9 protein-coding genes and 3 pseudogenes are annotated in these 12,150 nt (G+C 67.4%); 5 read left to right on the top strand and 7 right to left on the bottom strand.

The window, feature by feature from the left end:
• Positions 1-25 precede the first annotated feature (25 nt).
• A pseudogene (locus tag DL519_RS06675) lies at positions 26-1,072 on the bottom strand (thiamine pyrophosphate-binding protein); the annotation flags it as partial.
• Positions 1,073-1,173: 101 nt separating this feature from the next.
• Here DL519_RS06675 and DL519_RS06680 point away from each other — a divergent pair.
• Positions 1,174-2,036 (top strand): annotated as a pseudogene (locus DL519_RS06680) (PaaX family transcriptional regulator).
• Here DL519_RS06680 and DL519_RS06685 read toward each other — a convergent pair.
• Positions 2,023-2,436, bottom strand: a pseudogene (locus tag DL519_RS06685) (RidA family protein). The pseudogenes DL519_RS06680 and DL519_RS06685 sit on opposite strands and share 14 nt — an antisense overlap.
• 451 nt (positions 2,437-2,887) lie before the next feature.
• Here DL519_RS06685 and DL519_RS48430 point away from each other — a divergent pair.
• Positions 2,888-3,046, top strand: a complete 159-nt coding sequence (locus tag DL519_RS48430) for an AMP-binding enzyme (RefSeq protein ID WP_263399589.1) — start codon at positions 2,888-2,890, stop codon at positions 3,044-3,046.
• A gap of 22 nt (positions 3,047-3,068) precedes the next feature.
• Here the strand turns inward: DL519_RS48430 and kynU are convergent, their stop codons facing one another.
• The 5 genes from kynU to DL519_RS06715 all read right to left on the bottom strand — a co-directional run bounded on the left by kynU (position 3,069) and on the right by DL519_RS06715 (position 9,029).
• On the bottom strand, positions 3,069-4,310 hold the full coding sequence (kynU, locus tag DL519_RS06695) for a kynureninase (RefSeq protein ID WP_190813334.1): 1,242 nt from the start codon (positions 4,308-4,310) through the stop codon (positions 3,069-3,071).
• 26 nt (positions 4,311-4,336) lie between these two features.
• A complete protein-coding gene (locus DL519_RS06700) occupies positions 4,337-5,362 on the bottom strand; it encodes an amidohydrolase family protein (protein ID WP_190813335.1) in 1,026 nt (341 codons plus the stop codon).
• An 18-nt stretch (positions 5,363-5,380) separates the two neighbouring features.
• A complete protein-coding gene (gene kynA / locus DL519_RS06705; protein WP_190813336.1) occupies positions 5,381-6,235 on the bottom strand; it encodes a tryptophan 2,3-dioxygenase in 855 nt (284 codons plus the stop codon).
• Positions 6,236-6,661: 426 nt separating this feature from the next.
• Positions 6,662-8,107: an MFS transporter gene (locus DL519_RS06710; RefSeq protein ID WP_190813337.1), complete on the bottom strand. Its 1,446-nt coding sequence runs from the start codon at positions 8,105-8,107 to the stop codon at positions 6,662-6,664.
• Positions 8,108-8,243: 136 nt separating this feature from the next.
• Entirely contained in the window at positions 8,244-9,029 is a 786-nt protein-coding gene (locus DL519_RS06715) for an IclR family transcriptional regulator (protein ID WP_190813338.1), read from the bottom strand.
• 121 nt (positions 9,030-9,150) lie between these two features.
• Between DL519_RS06715 and DL519_RS06720 the strand changes: the two genes are divergently transcribed.
• From DL519_RS06720 to DL519_RS06730, 3 genes are all read left to right on the top strand, one after another.
• Positions 9,151-9,498, top strand: coding sequence for a bifunctional 3-phenylpropionate/cinnamic acid dioxygenase ferredoxin subunit (locus DL519_RS06720; RefSeq protein WP_168588937.1), 348 nt, complete (start codon positions 9,151-9,153; stop codon positions 9,496-9,498).
• Complete coding sequence (locus DL519_RS06725) at positions 9,498-10,673, top strand: NAD(P)/FAD-dependent oxidoreductase (protein WP_190823805.1); 1,176 nt, start codon at positions 9,498-9,500, stop codon at positions 10,671-10,673. The genes DL519_RS06720 and DL519_RS06725 overlap by 1 nt, the downstream gene beginning before the upstream one ends.
• A gap of 158 nt (positions 10,674-10,831) precedes the next feature.
• Positions 10,832-11,974: an aromatic ring-hydroxylating oxygenase subunit alpha gene (locus tag DL519_RS06730; protein ID WP_190813339.1), complete on the top strand. Its 1,143-nt coding sequence runs from the start codon at positions 10,832-10,834 to the stop codon at positions 11,972-11,974.
• Positions 11,975-12,150: the final 176 nt, after the last annotated feature.

The following is a 12,150-nucleotide window of genomic DNA, read 5'->3' on the forward strand; positions in this document are numbered from 1 at the left end:
ACCCGCCGTCAGCAATCCGTCGGGGTCAGTGGCCGCGGAATGCTTCGACGAGCCACCAGGCACCTTCGCTGGCAGCGATCTCGGCGTCGATCAGCAACGGCTTGGTCCGCGGTCCGGCCAGCCAGTCGCGTACTGGCGCGAGGTCTGCTGCGGTGCGCACCGTGACTCCGGTGCAGCCGAAGCCGCGCGCGGCGGCGGCGAGGTCGGTGTCCGGGAACTCGACGGTGTCCAGCCGGTGGCCGTCCAGTCCGAAGTGGTGGACCTCCGCGCCGTAGGCGTGGTCATTGTAGACCACGATCATCATCGGCAGGCCGAGCCGGACCGCGGTTTCCAGTTCGGCGATGCCCATCAGCGCGCCGCCGTCGCCGAGCACGGCTACCGCTAGCCGGTCCGGGCGGGCCAGCGCGGCGCCGACGGCGGTGGCCAGGCCGAGGCCGATGGACTGGAAGGCTTGGGTGAAGCAGAAGCCGTGCTCGTCGGGAACCCGCAGGAACATGCTCGGATATCCCATGAAGTTGCCGGAATCCACCGCCACCACCCGCTCTTCGGGTAGCAGCCCGTTCAAGGCGATGGTCAGCGCGCGCGGATCGATGGCATCCGGTGTGGACTGGTCGACGAATTCCACGTCGCGCCAGGAACCTTCGCGGGCGATCCGTTCCCGCACCAACGGAACGCGGTAGCGGGCGCGCTGGATGCCGCGATCGGCGAGTTCGGCCCGCGTCGCCTCGGCGGTCGCGGCGACGTCGCCGAGCACCCCGAGGTCAACCGGGCGGTGCGCGCCGATCGCCTCGCTCTCGAGATCGACCTGCACCAGCGTGCACCCGGGGCCGATCAGGTTGCCGTGCCGCATGGTCCACATGTTCAGGGCGGTGCCCCAACCGACGATGAGGTCGGCTCCGGAGATCAACTCGGCGGCCAGCGGCGTGGCGAACCCACCGGAGACGTCCAACGACCACGGGTCGTCGTGGAACAGGCCCCGCGCCACCGCCGAGGTGGCGAGCAGCGCTCCGCAGGTCTCGGTCAGCGCCCGCAGCTCGGCGCCGGCGTGCCGGGAACCGCGACCGGCCGGGAATTGCCCGGCGCGGCAAAGGATTCGGCGACTGCGGTGGACGTGACACTGTGGATCGCGTCGACCTGCGCGACCGCTGTTATCGTGTTTGCGTGACGACGGACATGGTGACGGACAGCGCCTCGGTGGGCGAGGCCGTGGTGAGCGAACTGACCGGCCGCGGCATGCAGCCCAGACAGCTGATCGTCACCATCTACGGCTTGTACGCGCGGGAGGCCGCCGGCTGGCTGTCGGTGGCGTCGCTGGTGCAGCTGCTCGCCGATCTCGGCGTCGACGAGCCCGCGGTGCGCTCGTCGATCTCGCGGCTGAAGCGGCGCGGGATTCTGCTGGCCGAGCGGCGCGGCGGGGCGGCGGGCTACGAACTGCCGGTGCTGCGCTGGAGATCCTGCGGGAAGGCGACGAGCGGATCTTCCGACCGGAGCGCGCCACCCTCGCCGAGGGTTGGGTGCTGGCGGTGTTCTCGGTCCCGGAATCCGAACGGCAGAAGCGGCACGTGCTGCGCACCCAGCTGACGCGGCTGGGCTTCGGCACCGCCGCGCCGGGGGTGTGGATCGCCCCGGCCGACCTGCGGGACGCGGCGAGCAGCGTCCTGCGGCGCTACGAGCTGGCCGGCTACGCCGATCTGTTCCACGCCGAGCACCTCGCTTTCGGCGATCTGCGGACCAAGGTGGCGAAGTGGTGGGACCTGGAGCAACTGCAGCAGCTCTACGGCGAGTTCATCGGGGTGCACCAGCCGGTGCTGCGGCGGTGGCGGCGTCGCCGGGCACCGCGCGGACCGGAGGCCTTCGCCGACTACGTGCGGGTGCTCACCGACTGGCGCCGATTGCCCTACCTCGACCCCGGGCTGCCCGCCGAGCTGCTGCCGAAGGACTGGAACGGGACGGTGGCCGCGGAGGTGTTCTTCACGCTGAAGTCCTTGTTGGAGCAACAGGCCCACGAGCACGTCGAAGCCGTCACGGCACGCTGATCGGTTCGGCGGGGATCGCGGCGGTGCCCTTGATCTCGACCAGCGCCTCGGCGTTCCAGCGGCGCTGCACGCCGATTCCGGCCATCGCCGGGTAGTCCCGCCCTACGAGTTCGCGCCACACCGCGCCGATTTCCCGGGCGTGCTCGAGGTAGTCGTCCACGTCCACGACGTAGACCGTCAGCTCCGTCATGGCTCCGGGCGACCCCTGGCGGCGCGCAGTGCGGTGAGCAGGCTGCCCAGTGCTTAGTGGAACTGCGCGACGACGCCGTCTCCGAAGATCTTGCCGTCGCCGTCGAGCGCGGTCTGGCCCGCGAGGAACACCAGGCGGCAGTTCGATGCCACCACGGCGTGTGCGAAACCCGCCGGGCGCGGCCAGTTCTGCGGGGTTGATCCGTTCGATGGTCCAGATTGAACCGCTCCTCCGTCCACAGTGATCCCTTGCCCGCTGATCGCGGCGCTGCGCGCGCACAGCTGAAAGGACCGCTGGGCGATGGTGCGACCGATGCACCGGCCGGCTCCGGTGACCAAACAGTTTCTCGTCATCACGGAGGTGATATTACGTAAAGTTGACGCTCGTGCAGAAAACGACATATTCCATCGGGAGCGGAACCGGCGGAAGGAGCCCGCGGTGCGTATCGCGGTCGTCGGTGGCGGTCCAGCGTTGGTGCCTTCGCGGTGGGCAAACAGGCGCGCAACGACCTGATCATCTCCGCTGGCTACAACATCGCGGGCCCCGAAGTGAAGGAGGCGCAACTGGGGCACCCCGACGTGGTCGAAGCCGGGGTGGTGGCCGCGCCGGACGAGCAGCGCGGCTCGATCGTCAAGGTCTACGTCGTGCTGGCGATGGACTGGTGGGCGGAGCGGAAAAGATTGCCGAACTCCAGGACTTCGTCAAGCAGCGCATCGCGCCATACAAGTACCCGAGGGCGATCGAATTCCTGGAAGCCCTGCCCCGCACCAGCAACGGTAAGCTCCGGCGCTTCGTGCTCCGCGAGCTCGCCCGGGCCTGACCTCGCGAAGCGGGCTGGATCGTCACGGCTTCCCGCGTTCGTCGACGAGTTGGTGGAGTGCGGAGAGACCGTTGTGGACCTCGACGAAACTGGTGCTCAGCGGGGCGAGGCCGATGCGGATTCCGTCCGGTGCGCGGAAGTCCGGGATGACACCGCGTTGCCAGAGCAGCTCGGTGACCTCCCGGAAGTCGGCTCGGCGCACTGTGATGTGGCCGCCGCGGCGCTCGGGTTCGCGTGGTGAGGTCAGCTGCACGCCCCGGTCGAACAGCCACGCGTCCGCCAGTTCGAGGGCGTATTGGGTCAGCAGCGACGATTTCGCGCGGACTGCTTCGATCCCCACTTCCTCGAGCATGTCCAGGCCGGTGAGCAGCGGGAGCATCGCCAGGATCGGGGGCGTGCCGCTGAGCAGCCCGCGGATGCCGTCGGCGGGTTGGTACCCGGGCCCCATCGTGAACGGTTCGCGATGTCCCATCCAGCCCCAGATCGGCTGCTGCGCGAGCCCGTGGCGGCGCTGGTTGACGTAGCCGAAGGCAGGAGATCCGGGCCCGCCATTGAGGTACTTGTAGGTGCAGCCGACGGCGAAATCGGCGTCCCACGCGTCGAGGTGCACGGGTACCGAACCGACCGAATGGCAGAGGTCCCACAGCACCAACGCACCGGCTCGGTGTGCCGTGCGCGTGATGGCTCCGGCGTCGGCCAGGTAGCCGGAGCGGTATGCGACGTGGCTGAACACGACCAACGCGGTGTTCGGGCCGACTGCGCCGGCGACCTGTTCGTCGGTGATGCCCGCCGCCGGGTCGGTTTCGATCCACTTGAGGACCAGGCCGCGTTCGGCGGCGATGCCTTCCAGGACGTAGCGGTCGGTGGGGAAGTTGTCGGTGTCGAGGACGATTTCGCGTCGGCCGGGCCGGGCGGCGACCGCAGCGCGGGCGAGCTTGTAGAGCATGACGGTGGTTGAGTCGGCCACGACGACTTGTCCGGGTGCGGCGCCGAGCGCGGCCCGGCCGAGGCGGTCGCCGATCGCTTCCGGCCAGTCGAGCCATTCGTCGGTCCACCCCCGGATCAGGCGTTGTCCCCACTGTTGGTGGATGAACCGGTCCATGCGCTCGGGGATCGCACGAGCGGGTCGTCCCAGGGAGTTGCCGTCGAGGTAGGCGACGACGTCCGCGCCGTCGGGCGTCAAGAACCGTTCCTGGAAGCCGCGCAGCGGATCGGCGTCATCCAGCACATGCGCTTTCTCCAGGAGGCCGGTGCGGTCGGACATGTGTTCTTCCTCCGTTGGTGGTCGAGTCAGGACGTCGGGGGCGGGTCGAGAACTCGGGCGGTGCGCAGGGAGCTGGCGAACCGGGATGGCGGGCGATCGAGGCCGTTCGGGACCCAGCAGGGAGGTGTCGCGGGGTTGTCGAGATCGGTCATCGCGGTCAGCACGTCGTCGGGCGCGAGGCCAGCGGTTTGCAGTGCGGCGACCTCGCGCGGGTTGATGCCCATCGGGAGCGGCCCGTTGCCGAGATCGGTTCCATAGCACGTGGTTCCGCCGCGATTGAAGAACCGGCGCAGGTTGTCGATCGCGGTGCGCAGCTCGACCGTATCAGCCCCGTATCCGTGGATGTCGAGCGTGCTGATCCAGCTCATCCGCTGTGCCACGTCAGTCAGCAGCCGGTCGTCGATGCTTTCGGTCCAAGGCGTGTGCGCGAGCCTGTCGACGCCTGCTTCGTAGGCGTCGCGGACGGTGTTGTCGCCTTCGGTGTGTGCGATGACCGGCAGCTTGAGGTCGTGCGCCGTGGAGACGATCTCTTTGAGCACACGTGCGGGGAGCGTGGGCCCTGCCTCGGGATGCAGGACGACCTTGATGGCCTGAGCGCCGAACTGGTGTTGCTCCCCCACGGCGGTTTCGGCGTCGATCACCGAATGCACCTCCCGGAAACTGCCGGGCGGCGCCCAGGATCGATCGCTGGGATATCCGCCCGGCGCGGTCAGGAAGGCTCCGACCGCCCGGACCCGCGGCAACTTCGGATCGTCGGCGGCCACCAGTTCCGCGATCAGGGCGGGAACGCTGCCCAGGTCGTCGACCTGCGCGATGCCGCCGGCGCGGACGGCACGGAGGTCCACCAGGCTCGAGTGCACGTGGGCGTCGCGCAGCCCGGGCAGCAGGGTGCCCTCGACGTGCCGGACCCGTGCGCCTCGCGGCACCGACCAGGGTGGCAGCGGCCCCGTACCGACGGCACGGCCACGGCGCAGGCGCACCGCGCACCGGTCGAACCACCGTCCCCACCAGGCGGAATCGGCGATCGCCCATTCGTCCTCGTCGCTCGGCATCGTGGTCCTCCTGGCCGTCTACCGGGTGATCTCGGTGCGCACCGCGTACAGCTCGGGGAAGAAGGTCAGGTCTAGCGCGTCGCGGAGGAAAGGCACGCCGCTGGACCCACCGGTGCCCCGCTTGAACCCGATCGTGCGCTCCACGGTCTTCAGGTGCCGGAAGCGCCATAACTGGAAGTTGTCCTCCAAGTCCACGAGTTCCTCGCAGGCTTCGTAGGTATCCCAGTTCTCCGCGACCGACTCGTAGATCTTCCGGAAGACGGGCACGAGCTCGGGCACGTAGGTGTGTGCGTGGCTGACGTCGCGCTCCAGCAGCGGGGCGGGGACCTGGTACCCGCGCCGGGCGAGGTACCGGAGGAATTCGTCGTAGATGCTGGGTTGTCCGAGCAGCCCGGACAGCAGTGCGTGGGCATGCTCCTCGTGCCGGAACACCTCCAGCATCTCGACGTTCTTGTTGCCGAGGATGAACTCCACGGCGCGGTACTGGTAAGACTGGAATCCTGATGATCTGCCGAGGAATCCGCGGAACTGCGCGAATTCCGAAGGTGTCAGGGTTGCCAGTACCGACCACTGCTCGGTGAGGGTGTGCTGGATGCGCTTGACCCTGGCCAGTCCCTTAAGCGCCTGTTGTAGCCGGTCGCCTGCCAGGTGCTCGCGCGCGGTCCGGAGTTCGTGCAGCACGAGCTTGAGCCACAGCTCCGCAGCCTGGTGCTGGATGATGAACAACAGCTCGTCGTGGTTCTCGGGTTCGCTGACCGGCTGCTGGGCGCCGAGCAACTTGTCGAGGTTCAAGTACTGGCCGTAGGACATGGTGGTGCCGAAATCCCTGACCACATCTTCCTCGATGGGACGGGTGTTCGTCGGATCGACCATCGATTCTCCTCACGCTCCGCCCGAGCAGGCGGAGCGACTCCGGTCCATGTTGAATTCTATACGAACGTCACGAACAAACTGCGGTGTGAGGGGCCGGGGCGGACGTGCATGCCAGCTGTGGACGATCTGCCGAAAACGATGCGCGGGTGCCAAGTCGTGCGCGCGACACTTCGACTCGGTGTTTCCCACGTCCGTGCCATGCTCCCGGATCTCCTGGACTTCGTCAGCCGCACCGGGTTTCCGGCTGAGCAGGTCACCCCGCTCACGGCTGACTGGGACCGCGCCCAGCGCTTTCGCAGCAAGGACGACCAAGCTCGTGCTTCGCCGCGATCCACTCTCGGCCGACGCCTGGACCGGAGAATGCGCACAGTCATCGTGAAGGGGCAATGCGCGTATTGGGCTTGCTGCGTCCGCGGGCGCGATTCGTCATCTCCGTCGGCGCGCGGACGGATTTTCCAACGGCACGCCGTCTTTCGAGAGCTTCGGTGCGGGTAGGTCCGCGCTGGAGGTGAGCGGCGCCGCCCCTGCCAGCGGCTGTCCGGCCGGCTCTTTGAGGAACAAGGCGCTCACGAGCCCGATTGCACCTGCCCCGGTGAGGTAGTAGCCAGGCCAGTCGAGGTTGCCGGTCGTGGTCACCGCGACACCGATGACCGTGGGCGCGGTGCCCGCGAACGCAGAAACGAAGAAGTTGAAGATGATGGCGAGGCTGCCGTACCGGATGAAGGTGGGAAAGAGCGCGGGCAGTGTCGAGGGGGTCACCGCCGCGAAGCAGAGCAGCGCGAAACCCATGATCAGCAAGCCGGGGACCTGGCCGGTGAGCCCCGCTCTCAGCAGCCAGACCGAAGGCAGGCCGAGCAGGACGAGCGAGACGCTGCCGGTAATCAGGATCGGCTTCCTGCCGATCCTGTCGCTGAGTTTGCCGACGAACACGATGACGCAGAGCATCGCCAGCATGACGGCCACCTGGAGCGTGGTCGAGAGCCCCTCGCTGGTCCCGCTCTTGCCGTAGGCCGGTAGGGTGCCCGTCAGGTAGGTCGGCACGTAGTTCGTCAGAACGTAGTTGGTGACGTTCCAGGCCACGATCAGTCCGCCAGCGATTAGCGCCGCCGAGCGGTAATGGGTCACCAAGATCTGGAAGACACGGCGGAGCGACATGGTGGCCATCGCCGGTGAACGCTCCATCAGCTGCCGGAACGCGGGCGTCTCCTCCAGGCGCATCCGCAGGTAGATCCCGATGATGCCCACCGGAATGGCGAGCATGAAGGGCAACCGCCATCCCCAGGTCAACAGATCGTCCTCCGGCAGCACGGCGACCAGGATCGTGCAGATTCCCGCGCCGAGCGTGTACCCGACCAGCGTGCCAAACTCCAGCCAGCTGCCCAGGAAACCGCGCCGCCGGTCCGGGGCGTACTCCGCGACGAGGGTCAGTGCTCCGGTGTACTCGCCACCCGCGGAAAAGCCCTGCAGCATCCGGATGAACAACACGATCAACGGGGCCGCGATACCGATCGCACCGTAGCTGGGAACGAGCCCGAGCAGTGCAGTGGCGATCGCCATCAGGAGAACCGTGGCGGAGAGGACCCTGGTCCGGCCGATGCGGTCACCCAGCGGGCCGAGGATGAGACCGCCGAGCGGGCGAACCAAGAATGCGGCGGCGAACGTGCCCAGGGTGAACACCGCCGCCCACTCCCCGGCATCGGGGAAGAAAACCCGATCCAGGGCAATTGCTGCGAGATAGGAATAGATGCCGAAGTCGTACCACTCGGCGACGTTTCCCAATGTTGCAGCCGTTGTCGCGCGACGAATGGTCTGCGCATCCGCGACGGCTACCTGGTCGACCGCGGCCCGAGGATCTTCGGTCGCCCCGCTCACCCGGCCGCTCCATTCCGTCCCATGCACAACGAAGACCTGCGGTGGCGTGGATTCATGATCACCCGTGTTTCATGCGACTGATATATCTATGCAAGCTATTAGATGTGTTAGTGGTGGTCAAGGATCGCTGCGCCGGCTACGGGCCCGCGAGACTTTGCAAGCGATCGAGGATCTCCTCGGCGGCTTGGGCGAGAATGCGTGAAATGCCCTGGAAGTCCGCGGGGCGGAGATGGGCCTCGTCCGCCGATACGCTCAGCGCTCCGGCGATGCGCCCGCCCGGGCCGCGCACCGGGACGGCGACGGTGTGGAGATCGGGTTCGAACTCGCCGCTGGCGGCTGCCCAGCCGCGGTCGCGCACCCGGTTCAGGTCTGCCAGCAAGGCGCCTCGCGAGGTGACGGTGTGCGCGGTGAAACGCCGCAGCGGTTGCTTCAGGGCGTCGTCGATTTCCTCGAATCCGAAGCTCGCCAGCAGCACTTTTCCGCTCGCAGTCGCATGGAGCGGGACTCGGAGGCCGATCCAGTTGCGCTCAGTGCTCGGCTCCTGCACGACGGCGGTCGCGCCGCCGCCCTCGAAGACGCTGAGGCTCACCGTTCCGCGCAGTTCGGATGCCAGCCGAGCGCAGATCGGCCTGCTTTCGCCGGCGATGTCCAGTTTTGCCGCCGTCGCTCCGGCGAGCCGGACGATGCCGAATCCGAGCCGGTATCTTCCGCGCGGGCCTATCCGTTCGACGAACCGGTGCTTCTCCAGGGCGGTCATGAGGCGGGATGCCGTGGACTTGTGGACCCCCAGTTCGCGGGCCAGCTCGGTCACGCCGGCCGGTCCGCGTTGGGCCAGAAGGACGAGCATCGACAGCGCCCGGTCGACGGCCTGGGTCTGTGTCCGGGGCTCAGACTTGGCCGCGATCTTGTTGTTGTTGTGCATGTTGCAACTCCGAACTTGAGGTGAGTCGATCTGGGATCGGTTAATTGACGGGAAACGATAAGTGCCGGATGCTCTGTTGCGAATAGCACGTCGTGTTCCGCAATAAGCAACAGGAGCAACGATGATCTTAGTTGGCGCGGTGTCCGACATCCCGGTCGGGGAGTCCGTACGTGTGCAGGGCAGCGTGACGATCGCGGTCTTCAACGCGGACGGCATCCTCTACGCGATCGACGACACGTGCACCCACCAGGATGCTTCGCTGTCGGACGGCTGGCTCGAAGGATGCGCGGTCGAATGTCCGCTGCACGCCGCCTGCTTCGATCTCCGCACCGGGCGGCCCAGCGGGCCGCCCGCGCGGAAACCGGTGCGCACGCACGAAGTCGTCATCTCCGACGGTCAGGTCTACGTGCACGAGTCGGTGGAAGTCGAGGCGGTAGTCGTAGGGGCGCTTACGGAAGAGGTCCGATGATGCGGACGATCACTGTTGTCGGGGCTTCTCTCGCCGGGCTCACGGCGACCCGGGCGCTGCGTGATCAGGGTTTCGAGGGGCGCATCGTCGTGGTCGGCGACGAAGCTCACGCGCCTTACGACCGCCCCCCGCTGTCGAAGGAGTTCTTGGGCGGAACGGTTTCGGAAGACGACCTGAAGCTGGCGACGCCTGAGGACGCCGCACTGCTCGCGGAGTGGCGCCTCGGATGCACCGCGACTGCCCTCGACACCGGTGGGCGGGCGGTGGTGCTCGACGACGGCGAACGGATCGTGTCCGACGGCGTGGTGCTGGCGACTGGTGCCCGGGCCAAGAACCTCCCCGGGGAGATGCCCAAGGGAGTGCACACCCTCCGCACGCTCGACGATGCCATGGTGCTGCGCGAGGAGTTGGTCGCGGGAGCCCGTCTGGTTGTGATCGGGGCGGGGTTCATCGGTTCCGAGATCGCGTCGACGGCGGTGGGATTGGGCGTCGAGGTCGATGTCGTCGAGGCTGCGCCCGTGCCGCTGCTGAAGCCGCTCGGCGCTGAGATGGGCGAGATCTGCGCCGGGCTGCACGCCACCAGGGGAGTCCGGCTGCACACCGGCGTTTCGCTCGCCGAGCTGGTCGGCAGCACGCAGGTGAAGGCCGTCCGCCTGACCGATGGCCGCGAACTCCCCGCCGATGTGGTGGTGGTCGGGATCGGGGCGGCACCGTCCGTGGATTGGCTGAGCGGGTCGGGCGTCGACCTCGACGATGGTGTGGTGACCGATTCGCAGGGCGTCACGAACATCCCTGGCCTTGTCGCGGTCGGCGACTGCGCCAACTCCCACCGGAACTACCTCGGCTCGGCCCGGCGCATGGAGCACTGGACCAATGCCGTGCAGCAGCCGGTTGCGGCAGTGTCTGCTCTCCTCGGTCGGAGCTACCTGCCGCCAACGCATCACGAGGTGCCGTACTTCTGGTCGGACCAATATGGTCACAAGATCCAATTCGCCGGTCACCGCACCGCGGATTCGACGATCGAAGTGCTCGAGGGCGGCCTCGAATCGCTCGACTTCCTCGCGCTCTACCGCGATCAGGCCGGCAATCCGGTAGCAGTTATCGCGGTCGACCGCGCCCGCTCGTTCGGGAGATGGCGTCGCCAGCTAGCGGGATTCCGGCCGGCGCAGCGCTGATCCGGCGATCGTTGGGTCCTTCTCATCCATTTCCGTCCCCGTGCTGGCGCGGTGATCCTCGGGCACCGGCTCGGCCCAGGTGTTTCCCCGGGATCTCTGTTGCCCAGGATCCGCGCCGACTATTCATCGCCGCATTGAAATAGAGGGAAAGGATCGTTGTGAGCTCCGTCGAAGTCCACAGCCAGCAGCCGGAATCCGCCTCCAGCCTGATTCCGACCTTGCCCGGATCGCACTACACCGATGCCGCGGTCTTCGAGATCGAGCAGTCCCGGATCTTCCAGCGCAACTGGTTCGCCGCAGCCCGCAGCAGTGACATGGCCACACCGGGCAGCTTCCGCAACGTCGACGTCGGAGGGGAGAGCGTGCTGGTCGTGCGTGGCCGCGACGGCGCATTGCGAGCTTTCCTCAACGTGTGCCGGCACCGCGGCGCACGCCTGTGCCTCGAGGAGTCCGGATCGGTCCGCAGGTCCTTGCAGTGCCCTTACCACGCGTGGACCTACGGCCTCGATGGCTCGCTCATCGCGGCACCGAATCTGAACTCCATGAACGACGTGAACCGCGACGAATACGGCCTCATCGGCGTCGTCCTGCAGGAATGGCTCGGAACTGTCTGGGTCTGCCTCGCCGACGAGCCGCCGTCCTTCGCCGACACGGTGCAGGCAGCGGTTGCTGCCCGGCTCGGTGATTCCGACGTCATCGACGGGTGGGGGATCGACGACCTCGTGGTCGGTCGCAGGATCACTTACGACGTGAGGGCGAACTGGAAGCTCATCGTCGAGAACTTCATGGAGTGCTACCACTGCGCGACCATCCATCCTGAACTGACTGAAGTGCTGCCCGAGTTCGCCGATGGCTACGCGGCGCAGTACTTCGTGGGGCACGGAGCGGAGTTCGGCGAGGAGATCACCGGCTTCACGGTGGACGGGCAGAGCGGCTTCGAAACCCTCTCCGGCGTTGACGAGGACCACGATCGGCGCTACTACGCGATCACGATCAACCCCCAGGTGTTCATCAACCTCGTCCCGGACCACGTGATCTTCCACCGCATGTACCCGGTGGCGGTGGACCGGACGATCGTCGAGTGCGACTGGCTCTACACGCAGGAGGTCATCGACAGCGGGGCCGATCTCTCGCGTTCGGTAGAGCTCTTCCACCGGGTCAACCAGCAGGACTTCGACGCATGCGAGCGTTGCCAGCCGGCGATGTCCTCGCGGGCATACGCCTCGGGTGGTGTGCTGGTTCCCAGCGAGCACCACATCGGCGAGTTCCGGGATTGGGTGGCGGCCGCGATCTCCGGCTGACGTCGGCCTGGGGGAGGAGGGTCCTCCCGGCAGGTACGGCCCGGGGCCGGATCAGTGCGTTCTCCTCGCCGGTCCGGCCCCGGGCCGCGCCGCCGCTAGGAATCCCAGTTGATGATGGATTGATATACCAACGGTATGTCACAGTAGGTGTCGCAATCCGCCCCGCTACCCCGGAA

This window comes from Saccharopolyspora pogona, assembly GCF_014697215.1.
Lineage (GTDB): Bacteria > Actinomycetota > Actinomycetes > Mycobacteriales > Pseudonocardiaceae > Saccharopolyspora > Saccharopolyspora hattusasensis.